This window comes from Streptomyces sp. Z423-1, from assembly GCF_013009255.1.
In the GTDB taxonomy this organism is placed as follows: Bacteria; Actinomycetota; Actinomycetes; order Streptomycetales; family Streptomycetaceae; genus Streptomyces; species Streptomyces gossypiisoli.
Genome location: NZ_CP053109.1, coordinates 2,106,378 through 2,127,000, shown reverse-complemented (window position 1 = coordinate 2,127,000; position 20,623 = coordinate 2,106,378). Strand labels below are relative to the sequence as shown.

Sequence of the window (20,623 nt, the reverse complement as noted above, 5' to 3'; positions counted from 1 at the left end):
CGGTGACTTCCGGACGTCCCCGTGTCCTACTCCGGCAGGGGCTGCGGCGGCCGCGGGCCCACGTAGTGGCCGCTGGGGCGCATCCGCAGGGGCCGCTCGCCGTACTCCTCCAGGGCGTGGGCGATCCAGCCGGCCGTACGGGCCACCGCGAAGATCGTCTCGCCTGCGGTGGCGGGCATCCCGCAGGACGCGGTGAGTACGGCGAGCGCCAGGTCGACGTTGGCGTGCAGCGGGGTGTGCCGGGCGGCGGTGACCACGACGTCCCGGGCGGCGGCCAGGGCGGGCTCGGCGTCGGGCATCTCCTCCAGGAGGGCGAACAGGGCACGCGCGCGGGGGTCCTCACCGGAGTACAGCCGGTGGCCGAGGCCCGGGATACGGCGGCCGGCCCGTAGCTCCGCCGCGATCACGGGCGCCGCGTCGCCCTGCTCCAGGACCTCCATGAGCATCCGGTGGGCGAGCCCGCTGGCCGCGCCGTGCAGCGGGCCCTCGATCACGCCGAGCCCGGCCGAGACGGCCGCGTAGGCGTGCGCCCGGGCGGACGCCGCGACGCGCACCGCGAGGGTCGAGGCGGCCAGGTCGTGGTCGACGAGCAGGCCGAGAGCCGTGTCCAGGGCGCGCAGCGAGGCCTCGTCGGGGTCGCGCCCGCTGAGCCGCCCCCAGAGGTGCTGGGCCAGACAGCCCTCGTCGCGGTGGGTGTACCGCACCGGGGGCAGGGCGGCGACGAGGGTGGGGATGAGCACGCGCGCGGTGCCCAGGACGGCCTCCTCGGAGAGGTCGAAACGCAGCGGGTCCGCGCTGGCGGCGGCGACCGCGGCGACGCGCAGCCGGTCGGTGGGGGCGCTGTGCTCGGGCAGCGCGTCGACCGCGCGCCGGGCGACGGCGACGGAGTCCTTGGGCGCGGTGAAGGTGATCCCGGGGCGCAGCTGCCCGGTCCACAGCCACTCGGCGATCTCCTCGTAGCTGTGGCGCGCGGCCAGGTCGGTCGCGTCGACGCCCCGGAAGTAGTACCGGTCCTTGTCGATCAGCGTGATGCGGGTGCGTACGGCCATGTCGGTGCCCGGGGCCGGACTCCCGCCGCTCTCCCGCCTGTTGCGCCGGGCGAGCGCTTCCACCTCCTCGGCGTCGAAGGTGCTGCCCCGGCCGCCGGGCGTGCGGTGGCTGCTGAGCTGGCCCCGGCTCACGTACGCGTACACGGTCTCCGCCTTCACGCCGAGCAGCTCGGCGGCCTCCTTGGTGCTCAGCCGCCGCCCCGGTGGGACGGGGCCAGGTTCTTGATCGCGCATGGGGGTCACCGTAGCGGCCTGGACGACATATTGATCCAATCAATATTGACAGATATCCAGTCAATCATGGACAGTCAAATCAAGTCCAGGGAGGAAATCATGTCCGTCAATAGGTCCGCATCCACTCCTGTCGGCGTACCGCGGGGACTCGCGGGCGTCGTCGTGACCGACACCGAGATCGGTGACGTACGGGGTCTTGAGGGCTTCTACCACTACCGCCAGTACTCGGCCGTCGAACTCGCGCAGACCCGCACCTTCGAGGACGTCTGGCATCTCCTGGTCCACGGCGAACTGCCGGACGCCGCGAGCGCGGCCGCCTTCGCCGCCGAGACCGCGGCGCTGCGGCGGCTGCCCGACGAGGTGGCGGCGGCGCTGCCCGCCATCGCGGCGGCCGGCGGCCGCTCCGGCCCGCTCGCCGGGCTGCGCACGGCGCTCTCGCTGCTGGGCGCCGCGCAAGGCTTCCGTCCGCTGTACGACATCGACGCGGACCGGCGGCGCCAGGACACGCTCGTGGCGACCGCGGCCGTACCGGCCGTGCTCACCGCGCTGCACCGGCTGGGACGGGGGCTGGCTCCGGTGCCGCCGCGCGAGGACCTCTCGTACGCGGCGAACTATCTGTACATGTTGACAGGTGAGGAGCCGGATCCGAGGCACGCCCGTGCAGTCGAGCAATACTTGATCTCGACCATTGATCATGGATTCAATGCATCAACCTTCACGGCGCGGGTCATCGCGTCCACCGGCGCCGATGTGGCCGCGTGCCTCGTGGGCGCGGTCGGAGCGCTCTCGGGGCCGCTGCACGGGGGTGCCCCGAGCCGGGCGCTGGACACCCTGGACGCGATCGGCACGGTGGACCGCATCGACCCCTGGATCCGGGAACGCGTCCTCGCCCGCGACCGCATCATGGGCTTCGGCCACCCCGTCTACCGCACGGAGGACCCCCGCTCCCGCATGCTGCGCGGCATCGCCCAGCAGTTCGGCGGGCCGCTCGTCGACTTCGCGATGGAGGTTGAGCGCAGGGTGGAGGCGATCCTCGCCGAGCTCAAGCCCGGCCGCGAACTGCACACCAACGTCGAGTTCTACGCCGGCGTGGTCATGGAACTGTGCGGCCTGCCCCGCGAGATGTTCACCCCGACCTTCGCCGCGGCGCGGGTGGTCGGCTGGAGCGCCAACATCCTGGAGCAGTCGCAGGACTCGAAGATCATCCGCCCGGCGGCGCGGTATGTGGGGCCGGAGCCGCGGAGGGCGGTGGCAGAGGTGGTCTGACGTCAGGAGGCACCTGCGGTCCCGTGGCGGCGCTTGCCGTCTCCCAGGTGCCGAGCGGCTCTGATCGGCTGGGAGGCGGAGACGGGGTGCACGGAAGGAAGTGAGGGTCGCACGGACCGGCGCCATGCCGAGCGTCTGCCCCGCTCGCACTGCTGACAGTCGTTCACTTCGCGGAGATTCCGCGTGCTCGTATCCTGGCCCGGCATGCAAGTTCCGTAGGTGCGCCGGGTCGTGGACCGGTGTGCGTGTCGGTGTGAGAGAGGTCGCACGGTGGGCCAGAGCCCGACTCCCCAGCAGATCCCGGTCGTCGTGCTCGCCGGATTCCTGGGCTCCGGCAAGACGACCTTGCTCAACCACCTCCTGCACCGCAGCGCAGGCAGCCGTATCGGCGCCATCGTGAACGACTTCGGGGCCATCGAGATCGACGCCATGGCCGTGGCGGGGGCGCTGGGGGACTCCACCGTCTCCCTCGGCAACGGCTGCCTCTGCTGTGCCGTCGACGCCAGTGAGCTGGACGGCTACCTCGAACGGCTGGCCCGCCCCGGCACCGGCATCGACGTCATCGTCATCGAGGCCAGCGGACTCGCCGAACCCCAGGAACTGGTGCGGATGGTGCTGGCCAGCGAGCATCCGGGCATCGTGTACGGCGGGCTCGTCGAGGTCATCGACGCCGCCGAGTTCGACGGCACCCGCGCGAAGCATCCCGAGATCGACCGGCACCTCGCCCTCGCCGACCTCGTCGTGGTCAACAAGATCGACCGGGCGGCGGACGCCGAGCACGTCCTCGCCCTCGTCCGCTCCCTCGCCGACCGCGCCGCCGTCGTCCCGGCGACATACGGCCGTATCGACCCCGAGTTCCTCTTCGACTGCCGGCCCTCCCGGGAGCGCATCGGGCAGTTGTCCTTCGACGACCTGCACGATGATCACGGTGATCATGAGGGGCACGACCACGGCGGTCATCTGCACACCGCCTACGACAGCCTCTCCTTCGTCTCCGAAGTGCCGCTCGATCCGCGCCGGTTGATGGCGTTTCTCGACAGCCGGCCCGAGGGGCTCTACCGGATCAAGGGGTACGTCGACTTCGGTCCGCACGATCCGCGCAACCGGTATGCCGTGCACGCCGTCGGGCGGTTCCTCCGCTTCTACCCGGAGCCCTGGGGCCGGGACGGTGAACGCCTCACCCAGCTCGTCCTCATCGGCTCCGGCATCGAGGCCCCCGCCCTCGACAAGGAGCTGGCGGCGTGCAAGAGCGACGCCCCACACGCCGATGAGCACGGCATGTGGGGCGTCCTGCGCTACGTACCGGATGCGCGGGATGCACGGGATCCGGACGGCCTGGGCCCCGAGGAGCCTCCGGCCTAGACCGGCCCCGCCACCGCCGCCACCGGCTTCGCCAGGGACACGCCCGAGCCGTCACGGCGCGGGTCCATCTCGGGCAGGGCGGTCGGCGAGCCGTTCTTCTGCGCGGCCCGGGCCGGAGTGGCGCCCGCCCAGGCGAAGGACAGGCAGTCCTCGCCCTTCAGGAACCGCTGGCAGCGCACCCCGCCGGTCGCGCGGCCCTTGCGCGGGTACTGGTCGAACGGGGTCAGCTTGGCGGTTGTCTGCACGGAGTCGTCCAGCGTGCCGCGCGAGCCCGCCACCGTGAAGACGACCGCGTCCGCCGCCGGGTCCACCGCCGTGAAGGAGATGACCTTGGCGCCCTCGGCGAGCTTGATGCCCGCCACACCGCCCGCCGGACGGCCCTGGGGGCGGACCTGCGCGGCCTGGTAGCGCAGCAACTGCGCGTCGTCCGTGATGAAGACCAGGTCCTCCTCACCCGTGCGCAGTTCGACCGCGCCGACGATCCGGTCGCCCTCCTTGAGGGTGATGACCTCCAGCTCGTCCTTGTTGGCCGGGTAGTCGGGCACCACCCGCTTGACGACGCCCTGTTCCGTGCCCAGCGCGAGCCCCGGAGAGGACTCGTCGAGCGTGGTCAGGCAGATCACCGTCTCGTCGTCCTCCAGGGAGACGAACTCGGCGAGCGGCGCGCCCCCCGAGAGGTTCGGCGCCGACGTGGTCTCCGGGAGCTGCGGGAGGTCGATGACGTTGATCCTCAGCAGCCGGCCCGCCGAGGTCACCGCGCCGACCTCGCCGCGGGCCGTGGCCGGCACCGCCGAGACGATCACGTCGTGCTTGGTGCGCTTGGCGGCTGCGTCCTCCGGGAACGGCTCGGCGTTCGCCGTACGGGCCAGCAGCCCCGTCGACGACAGCAGCACCCGGCACGGGTCGTCGGCCACCTGGAGCGGAACGGTGGCCACCGAAGCGGCTGCCGACTCCAGCAGGACCGTACGCCGCTCGGTGCCGAACTTCTTGGCCACCGCCGCCAGTTCGGAGGAGACCAGCTTGCGCAGCTCGGCGTCCGACTCCAGGATCCGGGTCAGCTCCGCGATCTCCGCGGTGAGCCGGTCCTTCTCGGCCTCCAGCTCGATGCGGTCGTACTTGGTCAGGCGGCGCAGCGGCGTGTCCAGGATGTACTGCGTCTGGACCTCGCTCAGGCCGAAGCGCGCCATCAGGCGCTCCTTGGCCTGCGCGGAGTTCTCGCTGGAGCGGATCAGGCGGATCACCTCGTCGATGTCCACCAGGGCCGTGAGCAGGCCCTCGACCAGGTGCAGCCGGTCGCGCTTCTTGCCGCGGCGGTATTCCGAGCGGCGGCGCACGACCTCGAAGCGGTGGTCGAGGTAGACCTCCAGGAGTTCCTTCAGGCCCAGGGTGAGGGGCTGTCCGTCGACCAGGGCGACGTTGTTGATGCCGAAGGACTCCTCCATCGGCGTCAGCTTGTAGAGCTGCTCCAGGACTGCCTCCGGCACGAAGCCGTTCTTGATCTCGATGACCAGGCGCAGCCCGTGCTCACGGTCCGTGAGGTCCTTGACGTCGGCGATGCCCTGCAGCTTCTTCGAACCGACCAGGTCCTTGATCTTGGCGATCACCTTCTCCGGGCCGACCGCGAAGGGCAGCTCGGTGACGATCAGGCCCTTGCGGCGCGCCGTCACGTCCTCCACGGACACCGTCGCCCTGATCTTGAACGTGCCGCGGCCCGTCTCGTACGCGTCGCGGATCCCGGAGAGGCCGACGATCCGGCCGCCGGTGGGCAGGTCGGGGCCCGGGACGTGCCGCATCAGGGCGTCGAGATCGGCGTTCGGGTGCTTGATCAGGTGGCGGGCGGCCGCGATCACCTCGCGCAGGTTGTGCGGCGGCATGTTCGTGGCCATGCCGACCGCGATCCCGGACGAGCCGTTGACCAGCAGGTTCGGGAAGGCGGCGGGCAGGGCCACCGGCTCCTGCTCCTGGCCGTCGTAGTTGGGCGCGAAGTCGACCGTGTCCTCGTCGATCGACTCCGTCATCAGGCTCGTGGCCTCGGCCATCCGGCACTCGGTGTACCGCATGGCGGCGGGCGGGTCGTCGTTGCCCAGCGAGCCGAAGTTGCCGTGGCCGTCGACCAGGGGCACGCGCATGGAGAACGGCTGGGCCATGCGCACCAGGGCGTCGTAGATCGACGAGTCGCCGTGCGGGTGCAACTTACCCATGACCTCGCCGACCACTCGGGCGCACTTCACATAGCCGCGGTCGGGGCGGACGCCCATCTCGTTCATCTGGTAGACGATGCGGCGGTGCACCGGCTTGAGACCGTCACGGGCGTCCGGCAGGGCTCGGGAGTAGATGACCGAGTACGCGTACTCGAGGAAGGAGCCCTGCATTTCGTCCACGACGTCGATGTCGAGGATCCGCTCCTCGTACGAGTCGTCGGGCGGCGGGGTCTTCGTGCTGCGGCGGGCCATCGCTGCCGGCTCCTCCTGTTTTCTGGTCGTTCGCCCACGGGGCGCTCAGGTCCCTGCGGCTCACTCTCGCTGAAGCGTGAACCACATCTGACGCGGTCCATTGTGGACCGCGCCACTGACAACGCGGACCCTGGATCCGACGTCGGCCGCCCGGCCCCGCGCTGCCCCGCAGGCTACGCCCTCGTGGCGGGGCACCCGGATCTCGCTCTGGGCGGACGCGGTCCGGGAACTTCACACCAGGTCCGCGCGCTTGCATACAGTGGCAGGACTGGCAGGAAATCCGCGGTTTGACGACCGCACCGCGATCGAAGGGACGTACATGCCCATGGGTCACACGGCCACAGCCGAGGCAGGCTCCGGCGGCCTGACAGCGACCGAGCACCGCCTGGAGAACGGCCTGCGCGTGGTGCTCTCCGAGGATCACCTGACCCCGGTCGCGGCGGTGTGCCTCTGGTACGACGTCGGCTCGCGGCACGAGGTCAAGGGACGTACCGGCCTGGCTCACCTTTTCGAGCACTTGATGTTCCAGGGCTCCGCCCAGGTCAAGGGCAACGGTCACTTCGAGCTGGTGCAGGGCGCGGGCGGCTCCCTCAACGGCACCACCAGCTTCGAGCGCACCAACTACTTCGAGACCATGCCCGCCCACCAGCTGGAACTCGCCCTCTGGCTGGAGGCCGACCGCATGGGCTCCCTGCTCGCGGCCCTGGACGACGAGTCCATGGAGAACCAGCGGGACGTCGTCAAGAACGAGCGTCGGCAGCGCTACGACAACGTGCCCTACGGGACCGCTTTCGAAAAGCTCACCGCCCTCGTCTACCCCGAGGGCCACCCCTACCACCACACGCCGATCGGCTCGATGGCCGACCTGGACGCGGCGACCCTGGAGGACGCGCGCGCGTTCTTCCGGACCTACTACGCGCCCAACAACGCCGTGCTGTCGGTCGTCGGCGACATCGACCCGGAGCAGACGCTCGTCTGGATCGAGAAGTACTTCGGCTCCATCGCCTCGCACGACGGCAAGCCCGCCCCGCGCGACGGCTCGCTGCCCGAGGTCATCGGCGGGCAGGTGCGCGAGATCGTCGAGGAGGAGGTCCCGGCGCGCGCCCTGATGGCCGCCTACCGGCTCCCGCACGACGGCACGCGCGCGTGCGACGCGGCCGACCTCGCGCTGACCATCCTCGGCGGCGGCGAGTCGTCCCGCCTGTACAACCGGCTCGTCCGACGGGACCGCACGGCGGTCGCGGCCGGGTTCGGCCTGCTGCGGCTGGCCGGCGCGCCCTCCCTGGGCTGGCTGGACGTGAAGACGTCCGGGGACGTCGAGGTGCCGGTGATCGAGGCCGCCATCGACGAGGAGCTCGCCCGGTTCGCCGAGGAGGGCCCGACGGCCGAGGAAATGGAGCGCGCCCAGGCCCAGTTGGAGCGTGAGTGGCTGGACCGGCTCGGCACGGTCGCCGGCCGCGCCGACGAACTGTGCCGGTACGCCGTGCTGTTCGGCGACCCGAAGCTCGCCCTCACCGCCGTCCAGCGCGTCCTCGAAGTGACGGCCGAGGAGGTCCAGGAGGTCGCCAAGGGCCGCCTGCGTCCCGACAACCGCGCGGTGCTCGTCTACGAGCCGACCGCCCCCCAAGCCACCGACGAAACCGACGGCGCGGAAGCCGCCGCCACCGACGACACCGAGGAGGCGGCCCAGTGACCGAGCTCGCCACGATGGACTTCCACCCCCAGCCGCAGGCGGGCGAGGCCCGCCCCTGGGCGTTCCCGGCGCCCACGCGCGGGACGCTGGACAACGGCCTGACGGTGCTGCGCTGCCACCGCCCCGGCCAGCAGGTCGTCGCCGTGGAGGTGCTCCTGGGTGCGCCCCTGGACGCCGAGCCGGCCGGCCTCGACGGCGTCGCCACGATCATGGCGCGGGCCTTCTCCGAGGGCACCGACAAGCACTCCGCCGAGGAGTTCGCCGCCGAGCTGGAGCGCTGCGGCGCCACCCTCGACTCGCACGCCGACCACCCCGGCGTCCGGCTGAGCCTGGAGGTCCCGGTCTCCCGGCTGCCCAAGGCCCTCGGTCTGCTCGCCGACGCCCTCAGGGCGCCCGCGTTCGCCGACAGCGAGGTCGAGCGGCTGGTCCGCAACCGCCTCGACGAGATCCCGCACGAGCTGGCCAACCCGGCCCGGCGGGCCGCCAAGGAGCTCTCCAAGGAGCTGTTCCCGGCGTCCTCGCGCATGTCGCGCCCGCGCCAGGGCACCGAGGAGACGGTCCAGAAGATCGACTCCGCGGCCGTACGCGCCTTCCACGAGCGGCACGTCCGCCCCGCCACGGCCACCGCCGTGGTCGTCGGCGACCTCACCGGCGTCGACCTCGACGCGCTGCTCGGCGACACCCTGGGCGGCTGGACCGGCTCCCCGGCGCAGCCGCGGCCCGTGCCGCCGGTGACCGCCGACGACACCGGCCGCGTGGTCATCGTGGACCGCCCCGGCGCCGTCCAGACCCAGCTGCTGATCGGCCGCGTCGGCCCCGACCGGCACGACCGCGTGTGGCCCGCCCAGGTGCTCGGCACGTACTGCCTGGGCGGCACCCTCACCTCCCGCCTGGACCGCGTCCTGCGCGAGGAGAAGGGCTACACCTACGGGGTGCGCGCGTTCGGCCAGGTGCTGCGCTCCGCCCCCGACGGCAGCGGCGCCGCGATGCTCGCCATCAGCGGTTCCGTCGACACGCCGAACACCGGCCCCGCGCTGGAGGACCTCTGGACGGTGCTGCGCACGCTCGCCGCGGAGGGCCTCACGGACGCCGAGCGGGACGTCGCCGTGCAGAACCTCGTCGGGGTGGCGCCGCTCAAGTACGAGACCGCGGCGGCCGTGGCGGGCACCCTGGCCGACCAGGTCGAGCAGCACCTGCCCGACGACTACCAGGCGACGCTGTATCAGCAGCTCGCGGCGACCGGCACGGTGGAGGCCACCGCGGCGGCCGTGAGCGCCTTCCCGGTGGACCGTCTGGTGACGGTGCTCGTCGGTGACGCGGCGCAGATCAAGGCACCCGTCGAGGCCCTCGGCATCGGCGAAGTCACCGTCGTGGCGGCCGAGTAGAGGCCGCCGGACGGCACGCGTGCGTAGGGGCCCTGGTGACGGATCCGTCACCAGGGCCCCTTTATGTCCTAATTGGGGGAGAGGTTGCCTGTCTGACCTGTGGGATGCGCTACAAACGCCCAGTTGCGTTTGGGGATTGAAAGATGTCCCGCTTAGCGTCATCCGGGCTGTCCGTCAGGCAGTGCGCCGCACCCGCGGCACCGGACAGCCATCGCCGAGTCCCCGTACGGCGCGAGCCAGGGGAGCCGGGGACCCAACCACGCAGTCCCTGGGGTGAATCGGACGCCCGCGCGCAGCGAGGGAGCCCGTAGGAGACCTTCCTGCTCCGAACCCGTCAGCTAACCCGGTAGGCGAGAGGGAAGGAAAGGACCAGCCACCACATGGCGTTCACGCGCGCCACCGGGAAGCATCGTCGTCCCAGCCGGATGAAGCGCACCGCCGCCCACGCGACGGGCGTCGCGGCGCTCACCACCACCGGAGCCATCGGCACCCTGGCCGCTCCCGCGCTCGCCGCCGAGCCCGCGGCCGAGCAGACCGGCCTGCTCCCGGTCATCACCATCGGCGACGCGGTCGCCGAGCAGATAGACGCCCAGGCCGCCGCCCAGAAGCAGGCCGCCGCGGAGGCCGCCGCCGAGAAGAAGGCCGAGGCGGCCGCCCAGAAGCGCGCGGAGGAACGGGCCAAGGAGGCACGGGAGGCCAAGGAGCGCGCCGCCCGCGAGGCCGAGCGCAAGCGCCTCAACACCTACGTGCCGCCGATCAGCGGCTCCTACGTCTCCACCGGTTACCAGGCCGGCGGCTCCCTGTGGTCCTCCGGCAGCCACACCGGTGTCGACTTCCACGCCGCGAGCGGCACGCCCGTGCACGCGGTCGGCTCCGGCACCGTGGTCGAGGCCGGCTGGGGTGGGGCGTACGGCAATCAAGTCGTGATCAAGATGAACGATGGTACGTACACCCAGTACGGTCACCTGTCGTCCATCGGGGTCTCGGTGGGCCAGACGGTCACCCCGGGGCAGCGGATCGCCCTGTCCGGTGCCACCGGCAACGTCACCGGAGCGCATCTGCACTTCGAGGCCCGGACGACCGCGGAGTACGGTTCGGACATCGACCCGGTCGCCTACCTCCGCTCGCACGGCGTCACCGTCTGACAGCGGATCGCCCCGCTTCCCGTGGCCCCGGCTCCCGAGCCGGGGCTTTCGGCGTGTCGTACGCTGTTTGTCCAAAAAATATCCATGGATTCCGACCCGCCATCGGAAATTCCGGCTCATTGCAATAGAGTCACGGAACACACGTCAATCGTCGACGTTTCACGGGGATTAAGGCGGAGGTCGGTCATGCGTATTCCGGCGCATTCGGTGTGCACGGCGATCCGGGACGACATCGTCGCGGGTGTCTACGAGCGTGGCGGCCGGCTCACCGAGGAACTCCTCGCACGCCGCTACGGCGTCTCGCGCGTCCCCGTCCGGGAGGCCCTGCGCACCCTGGAGGCCGAGGGCTTCGTGGTGACCCGGCGGCACGCGGGCGCGTGCGTGGCGGAACCGACCGAGCAGGAGGCCGCCGACCTGATGGAGATGCGCATGCTGCTGGAGCCGCTCGGCGCCTCCCGGGCCGCCCAGCGGCGCACCGAGGCCCATCTGAAGGTGCTGCGCGGCCTGGTCCGGCTGGGCCAGGAGCGGGCCAGGCGGGGCAACAGCGAGGACCTGCGATCCCTCGGCGGCTGGTTCCACGAGACGCTCGCCCAGGCCTCCGGCAGCCCCGCCCTGATCGCGATGCTGACCCAGCTGCGGCACAAGATCGCCTGGATGTACGCCGTGGAGGCGCCCGTCAGTCCGGCGGAGTCCTGGACGGAGCACGGCGCGATCGTGGACGCCGTGGCGCGCGGCGACAGCGAGCGCGCGCGGGCCATCACGGCGCTGCACACCGAGCGCGCGACCGGTGCGCACCGGCTCCGCTTCTCCGGCAACGGCGACCGCGCGGACCGTGTGAGGACTTCGCAACAAGCCGTAAACATGTCGGGCCTGCGGCATTAACACGAGCACCGTATACAAAGAAGAGATATTCGGCGGCGGTGTATTTCCGCTGCCCTTTTCGGCATGCCGGGAATTCCCGCGACCCCGGCCGTGAAAACGCGGCCGAGGGCTCCGTGGAAAACGGCGAAACCGCGCCGCCCGGAAAGGGCGACGCGGCCTCAGGTGTGCCGTGCGCGGGCTCAGAAGTGCCCGGCGCGGGCTCAGACGGTCTCGGGAAGCTCCTCAAGCCCCTCGGCGACCAGCTTGGCCAGACGGTCGAGCGCGGCGTCGGCGCCGTCGGCGTCGGAGGCCAGGACGATCTCCTCGCCACCCTGGGCGCCCAGACCCAGGACGGCCAGCATGGAGGCCGCGTTGACGGGGTTGCCGCCCGCCTTGGCGATCGTCACCGGGACGCCTGCGGCCGTGGCGGCTCGGACGAAGATGGAGGCGGGGCGGGCGTGGAGGCCCTCGGCCCAGCCGACGTTGACGCGGCGCTCAGCCATGTGATGCTGCCCTTCAGTGTTCAGGGTTGTCTAGACCAGTTTCCCATATCGTGAAGCACGTCCGGACGGGTCCTTCGTCCCCGACCGGAGGTGGCACCGGACCGCGGCCTCGGTCCGGCGTTCGTCCTTCCACAGACTGCCTCGCGCCGTTGTCGGACGCGAGCCGTACTCTGGGCCCCATGCAGAGCCCGTCGGACCGGCACGAGTACCCCGCCCACTGGGAGGCCGACGTGGTGCTGCGCGACGGCGGCACCGCACGCATCCGGCCCATCACCATTGATGACGCCGAGCGCCTGGTCAGCTTCTACGAGCAGGTCTCGGACGAGTCGAAGTACTACCGCTTCTTCGCGCCCTACCCGCGCCTGTCCGCCAAGGACGTCCACCGCTTCACGCACCACGACTTTGTGGACCGGGTGGGACTCGCGGCCACCATCGGCGGCGAGTTCATCGCCACCGTACGCTATGACCGCATCGGCATCGACGGGCTGCCCGCGTCCGCGCCTGCCGACGAGGCCGAGGTCGCCTTCCTGGTGCAGGACGCCCACCAGGGGCGCGGTGTCGCCTCCACCCTCCTCGAGCACATCGCCGCCGTCGCCCGGGAGCGCGGCATCCGCCGCTTCGCCGCGGAGGTGCTGCCCGCCAACACCAAGATGATCAAGGTGTTCACGGACGCGGGGTACACCCAGAAGCGCAGCTTCGAGGACGGTGTCGTACGCCTGGAGTTCGACCTCGAACCCACCGACCGCTCGCTCGCCGTGCAACGCGCGCGTGAGCAGCGCGCCGAGGCCCGGTCGGTACGGCGGCTGCTGGCCCCCGGCTCGATCGCCGTCGTCGGCGCGGGGCGCACGCCCGGCGGCGTGGGCCGGAGCGTGCTCGGCAACATCCGGGAGGCCGGCTTCACCGGCCGTCTCCACGCCGTGAACAGGGCGCTTCCCGAGGGACAGGGGGAACTCGGCGGGGTGCCGGCGTACCGGTCGGTGCGGGACATCGACGGGCCCGTCGACCTCGCGGTCGTGGCGGTGCCCGCGGAGCACGTGCCCGAGGTGGTCACCGAGTGCGGGGAGCACGGGGTGCAGGGCCTCGTGGTGCTCTCCGCCGGGTACGCCGAGAGCGGGCCCGAGGGGCGCGAGCGCCAGCGTGAACTCGTGCGGCACGCGCGCGCGTACGGCATGCGGATCATCGGGCCGAACGCCTTCGGGATCATCAACACCTCCCCGGAGGTGCGGCTCAACGCCTCACTGGCCCCTCGGATGCCGCGTCCCGGGCGGATCGGGCTGTTCGCGCAGTCCGGGGCCATCGGCATCGCGCTGCTGTCCCGGCTGCACCGGCGCGGGGGCGGGGTCACCGGCGTCACGGGCGTGTCGACGTTCGTCTCGTCCGGCAACCGCGCGGACGTCTCCGGCAACGACGTACTCCAGTACTGGTACGACGATCCGGACACCGACGTCGTCCTGATGTACCTGGAGTCCATCGGCAACCCGCGCAAGTTCACCCGCCTCGCCCGGCGGACCGCGGCGGCGAAGCCGCTGGTCGTGGTGCAGGGCGCACGCCATGGCGGCGCGGCACCGCAGGGACACGCCGTACGGGCGACGCGGCTGCCGCACGCCACGGTGTCCGCGCTGCTGCGGCAGGCCGGGGTGATCCGGGTGGACACGATCACCGAGCTGGTGGACGCCGGGCTGCTGCTCGCGCGCCAGCCGCTGCCGGACGGGCCGCGCGTGGCCATCCTCGGGAACTCCGAGTCGCTCGGACTGCTGACGTACGACGCCTGTCTGGCCGAGGGATTGCGGCCGCAGACTCCGCTGGACCTCACGACGGCCGCTTCACCGGAGGACTTCCGGGAGGCGCTCGCGCGGGCGCTGGCCGACGAGACGTGTGACGCCGTCGTGGTGACCGCGATACCGATGGTGGGGGAGGGATCGGCGGGGGACGCGGCGCTGGCTGAGGCCCTGAGGTCGGCCGCGGCGGCGGTTCCCGCCAAGCCGGTCCTGGTTGTGCACGTGGAGCTGGGCGGGCTCGCGGACGCGCTCTCCGTCGCGGCGAGCACGGCACCACAGGCGGGGCCGAGGGTGCGACCGGCCCCCGAATCGGAGGTGCGCACCGTCCCCGCGCCGCCCCCCGCCGGCTCGCACCTCATCCCCGCCTACCCCGCCGCCGAACGCGCTGTCCGTGCCCTCGCCGAAGCCGTCAAGTACGCGCAGTGGCGGCGCGAGGCCGCCGACCCCGGGAAGGTGCCCGAGTACGACGACATCGACGAGAAGGGCGCCGCGCAGCTGATCGGCGGGCTGCTCGCGCGCGGGCAGGGCCTCACGCTCGGCACGGAGGAGACCTGCGAGCTGCTGGGCCGCTACGGCATCCACGTCCACCGCGCCCTGCCCGCGCCGACCCCCGACGACGCCGCGCAAGCCGCCCGCGCCCTCGGCTTCCCGGTCGCCCTCAAGGCCACCGCCCCGCACCTGCGCCACCGCGCCGACCTCGGCGGCGTACGGCTCGACCTCGCGGACGAGGAGCAACTGCAGCGGGCGTACACCGAGTTGACGGAGCTGTTCGGGAAGCCCGAGGAGCTGCGGCCGGTCGTGCAGCGGATGGCTCCGCGCGGGGTGGACACCGTCGTACGCGCCGTGATCGACCCGGCCGCGGGAGCGGTGCTCTCCTTCGGGCTCGCCGGAGCCGCCTCCCAGCTGCTCGGCGACACCGCGCACCGGCTGATCCCGGTCACCGACCGCGAGGCGACCTCGCTGATCCGGTCGATCCGGACCGCGCCGCTCCTGTTCGGCTGGCGCGGCTCCACACCCGTCGACACCCCCGCCCTCGAACAGCTGCTTCTGCGCGTGTCCCGCCTCGTCGACGACCACCCGGAGGTGGTGGCGGTCACCCTGGAGCCGGTCGTCGTCGCCCCCCACGGCCTGAGCGTCCTCGGTGCCTCCGTCCGCCTGGCCCCGCCCCCCGTCCGCGACGACCTGGGCCCACGGACCCTGCCGACGTACTGACCCCGGGCCCGGACCGCCTGAGCGGTGCCTCGCAGTCAGTGGGCCCCCGTAGGATGGACGGCATGGCCAAGACCAGTACGACGACCCAGGGGCTGCGTGCGGCGATCGAGCGCAGCGGCTACTACCCGGCCCTCGTGGCCGAGGCGGTGGAGACCGCTGTGGGCGGCGAGCCCATCCGGTCGTACCTGGTCCATCAGGAGACGACGTTCGACCAGAACGAGGTGCGGCGGCACGTGACCGTGCTGGTCCTCACCGACCACCGCTTCATCGTCAGCCACACCGACGAGCAGGCCGCCGACAGCACCTCCCCGACGCCGTACGCCACGACGTCCACGGAGTCGGTGAAGCTCGACCGGATCTCCTCGGTCGTGGTCAGCCGGGTGGTCGCCAACCCGGAGTCGTACACGCCGGGCACCCTCCCGCGCGAGGTCGTGCTGACCATCGGCTGGGGTGCCGTCTCCCGCATCGACCTGGAGCCCGCCGCCTGCGGTGACCCCAACTGCGAGGCCGACCACGGCTACACGGGCAGCTCGACGGCCGACGACCTCAGCCTGCGCGTCAGCGAGGCCGGGGACGGCCCGGAGACGGTCCGCCAGGCGCTCGCCTTCGCGCAGGCCATCTCCGAGGCGACCGCGGACCCCGAACGCTGATGGCCCAGCCCGCCCACGCCTGGGCCGACCACCCCGAGCCCCTCGCCGTCGACTCCGCCCCCCGCCCCGAGTACGGCACGGGCTCGCTCGCCGACCTGCTGCCGACGCTGGCCGCGGGCATGGGCGTACCCGGCATGCCCGCCGCGATCACCGAGCTGACCCCCGCCGACCGGGTCTGCGTGTTCCTGATCGACGGGCTCGGCTGGGAGCAGCTGAAGGCGCACCCCGAGGAAGCGCCCTTCATGACTTCGCTCCTCGCCACCTCACGCGGCGGCACGGGCCGCCCCCTCACCGCCGGCTACCCGGCGACCACCGCGACCTCCCTCGCATCCGTCGGCACCGGCCTCCCGCCGGGCGCGCACGGCCTGCCGGGCTACACCGTGCGCAACCCGGCCACCGGCGAGCTGATGAACCAGCTGCGCTGGCAGCCGTGGACCGAGCCGCGCGCCTGGCAGCCGTACCCCACGGTCTTCGAGCTGGCCGACCGCGCCGGGGTGCACGCCGCCCAGGTCTCGTCGCCCGCCTTCCAGCACACCCCGCTGACCAAGGTCGCGCTCAGCGGCGGAACGTTCCAGGGGCGGCTGACCGGTGAGGAGCGCATGGACCTCGCCGCCGAGCAGCTCGCCGCCGGGGACCGCAGCCTCGTCTACACGTACTACGCCGAACTCGACGGCGCCGGGCACCGCTTCGGCCTCGCCTCCGACACCTGGGTCGGCCAGCTCATGTACGTCGACCGTCTGGTCCAGCGGCTGACCGAACAGCTGCCGCCGCGCAGCGCGTTCTATGTCACCGCCGACCACGGCATGGTCGACGTGCCCTTCGACGAACAGCACCGCATCGACTTCGACGAGGACTGGGAGCTGCGCGCGGGCGTCGCCCTGCTGGGCGGCGAGGGCCGCGCCCGGCATGTGTACGCGGTGCCGGGCGCCGAGGACGACGTACTGACCTGCTGGCGCGAGGTGCTCGGCGAGCAGTTCTGGGTGGCCTCGCGGGACGAGGCGATCGCGGCGGGCTGGTTCGGCCCGCAGATCGACGAGCGGGTGTACGCGCGCATCGGCGACGTGGTCGCGGCCGCGTGTGACGACGTCCTGCTCATCGCCTCCGAGCGGGAGCCCAAGGAGTCGTCGATGGTCGGCAACCACGGCTCGATGACCCCTGCCGAGCAGCTGGTCCCGCTGCTCGAAGTACGCTCCTGACACCCGCCCCCTCGTGATCCTTCGCCGAAAGGTGCTCAACTTCCCATGTCCGAGCTGGTGTTCTTCTCGGGAACGATGGACTGCGGGAAGTCGACGCTGGCTCTCCAGATCGAGCACAACCGCTCCGCGCGCGGACTCCAGGGCATGATCTTCACCCGCGACGACCGCGCCGGTGAGGGCAAGCTGTCCTCCCGGCTCGGCCTGGTGACGGACGCGGTGGAGGTCACCGACGGCATGGACCTGTACGGGTACCTCGTCGAGCATCTCTCGCAGGGCGGGCGCGCGGACTATGTGATCGCTGACGAGGCGCAGTTCCTGGCGCCGGAGCAGATAGACCAACTCGCGCGCGTGGTCGACGATCTGGGCCTGGACGTCTACGCCTTCGGCATCACGACCGACTTCCGCACCAAGCTCTTCCCCGGCTCCCAGCGGCTGGTGGAGCTGGCCGACCGGGTCGAGGTGCTCCAAGTGGAGGCCCTGTGCTGGTGCGGGGCGCGGGCCACGCACAACGCCCGTACGGTGGGCGGCCAGATGGTCGTCGAGGGCGCGCAGGTGGTCGTCGGCGACGTCAACCAGGCGGACACCGTCGGGTACGAGGTGCTGTGCCGCCGGCATCACCGGCGCCGCATGACGGCCGCTTCGGCGCACGCGGCGGCACTGTCGCCCGACGTGCTGCCGGTGTCACCGGGCTGAGCGGTCAGCGTCGGTCTGCCTGAATCAGTCGGTCCGTCTGAATCAGGGAGAAGCGCGCGCCCTCGGGGTCGGCCACCGTGGCCACGCGCCCGCGCGCGCTGTCGTGCGCCGGTTTGAGGACATGTCCGCCCAGGTCGACGACATGGTCCAGCGCCTCGTCCGTGTCGGCGACTTCGAAGTACGTGAGCCAGTGCGGGCCCCGGTCGCGCGGCAGCGACGTGCCCACGCCGTGCAGGCCGGCGACCGGGCGGCCGTCGAGGTGCAGGGTGAGGTAGTCGATGTCGGCGGAGACGACGGGCTCCTCCTCGTAGCGGAAGACGCTCCCGTAGAACTTGGCGACGCTCTCCGACTCGAAGGTGAGGAGTTCGTGCCAGGCCGGTGCCCCGTGCACCCCGGCGATGCCGGTGCCACGGTGGGCCGCGGCCTGCCAGACGCCGAAGACGGCGCCCGAGGGGTCCGAGCAGATGGCGAGGCGCCCGGCCTCCTCCGCGTCGAGCGGGCCCACGCCGACCGTGCCGCCGCACAGGCGGATCGTCTCAGCGCTCTGGCCGACGTCGTCGGAGGCCAGGTACGGCGTCCAGGCGATGGGGAGGTGCCGGTCCGGGGGCAGCCGGCCGATGCCCGCCACATCGCGGCCGTCGAGCAGGGCCCGCACATAGGGGCCGAGCTGCTGGGGGCCGGGGCGGAACTCCCAGCCGAACAGGGTCCCGTAGAACTCCTGGGTCGCGGCCAGGCCGTGCACCATCAGGCTCACCCAGCAGGGTGTGCCTGGCGTGTACCGGGCGTGCGCTTCGCCGTTGCGGCCTGCCGACCCCCGTGCCTCGGTCATCGTCACTCTCTCCTCGGCCCCTCGCGGTGGCCGCGTCGATTCCGCTCTCGAAACCCCGTGCCGATGCTCGCACCACCCTCATGGTCCCGCCCTCCGGGCGCGCCGCCGCATTCCGCCCCGCGCCCGGCAGTTGCCCGATCTGCGGTTTCCTGCCCGTTTCGCGGCGATTGCTCTCAGGTGTCGATCGGCTCTACGGCATGTGCCCGATCCCGTACGCCTCGTGATCGGGGCTGTCCGGCCGAGCAGAGTAGTCGGACCTGGACGAAGCGGCCACCCCGTGCGCAAGGATGGTGGCCATGAACGCCATCATCACCGCATCCGAACTCGCGAGCGACCTGGCGGGGCCCCGTCCGCCCGTACTGCTCGACGTCCGCTGGCAGCTGACTGTGGCCAAGGCCGCCGGTGAGCCGCCGTTCGACGGCCGGGCCGAGTACGCGGCCGGGCACATCCCCGGCGCGGTCTTCGTCGACCTGGACCGCGAACTGGCCTCCGCGCCGGGCGCGAACGGGCGCCATCCGCTGCCGGACCTGGCGGAGTTCGGCGCCGCGATGCGCCGGGCGGGCGTGTCGTCCGGGCGGCGGGTCGTTGTGTACGACGGCGGCCAGGGCTGGGCCGCGGCCCGCGCCTGGTGGCTGTTGCGCTGGACGGGTCACCCGGATGTGCGGGTGCTCGACGGGGGACTGCCGGCGTGGGACGGCGCGCTGTCGGTGGAGGAGCCGACGCCGGAGGAGGGCGACTTCAGGCCGGTGGCCGGCGCCGAGGGGCTCCTGGACGCGGATACGGCCGCGGCGCTGGCCCGTTCGGGGGTGCTGCTCGACGCGCGGGCGGCGGAGCGGTACCGGGGTGACGTGGAGCCGATCGACCGGGTGGGTGGGCACATCCCCGGGGCGGTGTCCGCGCCGACGAACGAGAACGTGGGGGCGGACGGGCGCTTCCTGCCCGCAGAGGAACTCCGGGCGCGCTTCAAGGCGCTGGGGGCGCACGACGGGGCGACGGTGGGCGTGTACTGCGGTTCCGGGGTCTCCGCGGCGCATGAGGTGCTGGCGCTGGCGGTCGCGGGGATCCCGGCGGCGCTGTATGTGGGCTCGTGGTCGGAGTGGTCGTCGGACCCGTCAAGGCCGGTCGCGGTGGGGCCGGATCCGCAGTAACCCCCGTGCTGCCAGGGCCGAGGGGCCCGCACCTGGTCAGCTGGTCAGGTGCGGGCCCCTCGTTGTCGTACCGTCGCTCGGGAACTACTCCTGCTTCTTCCGGCGCGTCCCGAACACGATTTCGTCCCAGCTCGGGACCGCCGCTCTGCGGCCGGGGCGGACGCCGTCGGCCTCGGCCTGGCGGTCGGTGGCGCCGACGAGGCGGTCGCGGTGGCTGCCGACGGAGCGCGGCATCAGGACGTCCGCGTAGGCGGAACCGGCCGAGGCCGCGGGCGCCGGGGGCTCCTCGGCCTCGGGTTCGGCGGCGGGCTCCTCCACCGGCTCGGGCGCCGGACGCTCCGGGACCACCAGGTCGCCCCGGAAGCTCGGCACCGCCTCCAGCAGGCTGGTCAGCGAGTCCCGCTCACCCGCGCTCTCCTCGGCGGGCTCCGCCGGGGGCGCCGGCAGGCTCGGCCGCTCCCGGTCGGCGGCCCGGTCCAGCGTGCGCTCGCGCGGCAGCCGGGCGATACGCGGGACGAAGGGAAAGCTGGGCTCGGGCGCGCCGAGGTCGTCGGCCTCGCCGATCAGCGAGCGGGCCTCGTCGTCGACGGCCTGGACGAGCCGCCGGGGCGGGTCGTACGTCCAGCTCGCCGAGTGCGGCTCGCCCGCGACGCGGTAGACCAGCAGCACCTCCCAGGTGCCGTCGTCGCGGCGCCAGGAGTCCCACTGCACGGTGTCCTTCTCGGCGCCGCGCAGCACCAGCCGCTCCTGCACGGCCTCGCCGAGCAGCGGCCCGGAGTTCTCGCCGGGGCGGCGGACCGGGGTCTTGCGGGCCCGCTCGGCCATGAAGGCGCGCTCGGCCAGCACGGGACCCTCGAAGCGGCGTACGCGATCGACGGGGATGCCCGCCATTTGGGCGACCTCTTCCGCGGTCGCGCCCGCGCGTATACGCGCCTGGATGTCTCGGGGGCGGAGATGGCTCTCCACCTCGATCTCGATCTGGCCGAGGCGGGGACGGTCGCCGCGCACGGCGGCGCGGAGCCGTTCGTCGATCGGAAGCGTGTACTCCGTGCTGTCCGCAGCCTTCAGCACCAGCCGTGTGCCGTCATTGGAGACGGCCACGACACGCAGTTCGGGCATGGGGACCTCCCGGGTGGTGCCTGCCGACGTCACGTGCGTCGCTGCTT

16 protein-coding genes and 1 riboswitch are annotated in these 20,623 nt (G+C 72.4%); of the genes, 11 read left to right on the top strand and 5 right to left on the bottom strand.

Annotation, left to right across the window (positions count from 1 at the left end; translation table 11 throughout):
* Positions 1–26: 26 nt before the first annotated feature.
* A complete protein-coding gene (locus tag HJD23_RS09700) occupies positions 27–1,283 on the bottom strand; it encodes a citrate synthase (protein WP_171114509.1) in 1,257 nt (418 codons plus the stop codon).
* Positions 1,284–1,382: 99 nt separating this feature from the next.
* Here HJD23_RS09700 and HJD23_RS09695 point away from each other — a divergent pair, with 99 nt between their 5' ends.
* Together HJD23_RS09695 and HJD23_RS09690 are read left to right on the top strand one after the other, a co-directional pair.
* Complete coding sequence (locus tag HJD23_RS09695) at positions 1,383–2,549, top strand: citrate synthase/methylcitrate synthase (RefSeq protein ID WP_171134008.1); 1,167 nt, start codon at positions 1,383–1,385, stop codon at positions 2,547–2,549.
* 270 nt (positions 2,550–2,819) lie between these two features.
* Positions 2,820–3,911, top strand: coding sequence for a GTP-binding protein (locus HJD23_RS09690; RefSeq protein WP_171114510.1), 1,092 nt, complete (start codon positions 2,820–2,822; stop codon positions 3,909–3,911).
* Here HJD23_RS09690 and HJD23_RS09685 read toward each other — a convergent pair.
* Positions 3,908–6,364, bottom strand: coding sequence for a DNA topoisomerase IV subunit A (locus HJD23_RS09685; RefSeq protein ID WP_171114511.1), 2,457 nt, complete (start codon positions 6,362–6,364; stop codon positions 3,908–3,910). The two genes, HJD23_RS09690 and HJD23_RS09685, sit on opposite strands and share 4 nt — an antisense overlap.
* 319 nt (positions 6,365–6,683) lie before the next feature.
* Here HJD23_RS09685 and HJD23_RS09680 point away from each other — a divergent pair, with 319 nt between their 5' ends.
* The 4 genes from HJD23_RS09680 to HJD23_RS09665 all read left to right on the top strand — a co-directional run bounded on the left by HJD23_RS09680 (position 6,684) and on the right by HJD23_RS09665 (position 11,469).
* Complete coding sequence (locus HJD23_RS09680) at positions 6,684–8,057, top strand: pitrilysin family protein (protein ID WP_171114512.1); 1,374 nt, start codon at positions 6,684–6,686, stop codon at positions 8,055–8,057.
* On the top strand, positions 8,054–9,442 hold the full coding sequence (locus HJD23_RS09675; protein WP_171114513.1) for a pitrilysin family protein: 1,389 nt from the start codon (positions 8,054–8,056) through the stop codon (positions 9,440–9,442). The genes HJD23_RS09680 and HJD23_RS09675 overlap by 4 nt, the downstream gene beginning before the upstream one ends.
* 202 nt (positions 9,443–9,644) lie before the next feature.
* Positions 9,645–9,810, top strand: a riboswitch (cyclic di-AMP (ydaO/yuaA leader).
* Between the two features lie 12 nt (positions 9,811–9,822).
* Positions 9,823–10,587, top strand: a complete 765-nt coding sequence (locus tag HJD23_RS09670; protein WP_171114514.1) for a M23 family metallopeptidase — start codon at positions 9,823–9,825, stop codon at positions 10,585–10,587.
* A gap of 186 nt (positions 10,588–10,773) precedes the next feature.
* Positions 10,774–11,469: a GntR family transcriptional regulator gene (locus HJD23_RS09665; protein ID WP_171114515.1), complete on the top strand. Its 696-nt coding sequence runs from the start codon at positions 10,774–10,776 to the stop codon at positions 11,467–11,469.
* Positions 11,470–11,669: 200 nt separating this feature from the next.
* Here the strand turns inward: HJD23_RS09665 and HJD23_RS09660 are convergent, their stop codons facing one another.
* On the bottom strand, positions 11,670–11,951 hold the full coding sequence (locus HJD23_RS09660) for an HPr family phosphocarrier protein (RefSeq protein ID WP_171114516.1): 282 nt from the start codon (positions 11,949–11,951) through the stop codon (positions 11,670–11,672).
* A gap of 179 nt (positions 11,952–12,130) precedes the next feature.
* Between HJD23_RS09660 and HJD23_RS09655 the strand changes: the two genes are divergently transcribed.
* From HJD23_RS09655 to HJD23_RS09640, 4 genes are read left to right on the top strand one after another with little or no spacing between them, the layout of a single operon-like run.
* Positions 12,131–14,941 (top strand): bifunctional GNAT family N-acetyltransferase/acetate--CoA ligase family protein, encoded by a 2,811-nt coding sequence (locus HJD23_RS09655; protein WP_171114517.1) that lies wholly within the window; start codon positions 12,131–12,133, stop codon positions 14,939–14,941.
* A gap of 53 nt (positions 14,942–14,994) precedes the next feature.
* On the top strand, positions 14,995–15,591 hold the full coding sequence (locus HJD23_RS09650; RefSeq protein WP_171118825.1) for a DUF5998 family protein: 597 nt from the start codon (positions 14,995–14,997) through the stop codon (positions 15,589–15,591).
* Positions 15,591–16,787 carry a nucleotide pyrophosphatase/phosphodiesterase family protein gene (locus HJD23_RS09645; RefSeq protein WP_171114518.1) on the top strand — a complete coding sequence of 399 codons (1,197 nt, stop codon included), beginning with the start codon at positions 15,591–15,593 and terminating at the stop codon, positions 16,785–16,787. Before HJD23_RS09650 ends, HJD23_RS09645 begins: the two co-directional genes overlap by 1 nt.
* A 45-nt stretch (positions 16,788–16,832) precedes the next feature.
* Positions 16,833–17,480: a thymidine kinase gene (locus tag HJD23_RS09640; RefSeq protein ID WP_171114519.1), complete on the top strand. Its 648-nt coding sequence runs from the start codon at positions 16,833–16,835 to the stop codon at positions 17,478–17,480.
* Positions 17,481–17,484: 4 nt separating this feature from the next.
* Here HJD23_RS09640 and HJD23_RS09635 read toward each other — a convergent pair whose 3' ends face one another.
* Positions 17,485–18,309: a VOC family protein gene (locus HJD23_RS09635; protein WP_171114520.1), complete on the bottom strand. Its 825-nt coding sequence runs from the start codon at positions 18,307–18,309 to the stop codon at positions 17,485–17,487.
* Between the two features lie 296 nt (positions 18,310–18,605).
* On the opposite strand from HJD23_RS09635, the gene HJD23_RS09630 reads away from it, so the two are divergent.
* On the top strand, positions 18,606–19,457 hold the full coding sequence (locus HJD23_RS09630; protein ID WP_171114521.1) for a sulfurtransferase: 852 nt from the start codon (positions 18,606–18,608) through the stop codon (positions 19,455–19,457).
* Positions 19,458–19,541: 84 nt separating this feature from the next.
* Here HJD23_RS09630 and sepH read toward each other — a convergent pair whose 3' ends face one another.
* Entirely contained in the window at positions 19,542–20,576 is a 1,035-nt protein-coding gene (gene sepH, locus HJD23_RS09625; RefSeq protein WP_171114522.1) for a septation protein SepH, read from the bottom strand.
* Positions 20,577–20,623 lie beyond the last annotated feature (47 nt).

Bases quoted from the DNA above. Each gene is read 5' to 3' on its own strand.
- HJD23_RS09650 (WP_171118825.1), top strand. From the start codon at position 14,995: ATGGACGGCATGGCCAAGACCAGTACGACGACCCAGGGGCTGCGTGCG.
- HJD23_RS09685 (WP_171114511.1), bottom strand. From the start codon at position 6,364: ATGGCCCGCCGCAGCACGAAGACCCCGCCGCCCGACGACTCGTACGAG.
- HJD23_RS09680 (WP_171114512.1), top strand. From the start codon at position 6,684: ATGCCCATGGGTCACACGGCCACAGCCGAGGCAGGCTCCGGCGGCCTG.
- HJD23_RS09660 (WP_171114516.1), bottom strand. From the start codon at position 11,951: ATGGCTGAGCGCCGCGTCAACGTCGGCTGGGCCGAGGGCCTCCACGCC.
- HJD23_RS09635 (WP_171114520.1), bottom strand. From the start codon at position 18,309: ATGACCGAGGCACGGGGGTCGGCAGGCCGCAACGGCGAAGCGCACGCC.
- HJD23_RS09670 (WP_171114514.1), top strand. From the start codon at position 9,823: ATGGCGTTCACGCGCGCCACCGGGAAGCATCGTCGTCCCAGCCGGATG.
- HJD23_RS09630 (WP_171114521.1), top strand. From the start codon at position 18,606: ATGAACGCCATCATCACCGCATCCGAACTCGCGAGCGACCTGGCGGGG.
- HJD23_RS09640 (WP_171114519.1), top strand. From the start codon at position 16,833: ATGTCCGAGCTGGTGTTCTTCTCGGGAACGATGGACTGCGGGAAGTCG.
- HJD23_RS09655 (WP_171114517.1), top strand. From the start codon at position 12,131: ATGCAGAGCCCGTCGGACCGGCACGAGTACCCCGCCCACTGGGAGGCC.
- HJD23_RS09645 (WP_171114518.1), top strand. From the start codon at position 15,591: ATGGCCCAGCCCGCCCACGCCTGGGCCGACCACCCCGAGCCCCTCGCC.
- HJD23_RS09665 (WP_171114515.1), top strand. From the start codon at position 10,774: ATGCGTATTCCGGCGCATTCGGTGTGCACGGCGATCCGGGACGACATC.
- sepH (WP_171114522.1), bottom strand. From the start codon at position 20,576: ATGCCCGAACTGCGTGTCGTGGCCGTCTCCAATGACGGCACACGGCTG.
- HJD23_RS09695 (WP_171134008.1), top strand. From the start codon at position 1,383: ATGTCCGTCAATAGGTCCGCATCCACTCCTGTCGGCGTACCGCGGGGA.
- HJD23_RS09700 (WP_171114509.1), bottom strand. From the start codon at position 1,283: ATGCGCGATCAAGAACCTGGCCCCGTCCCACCGGGGCGGCGGCTGAGC.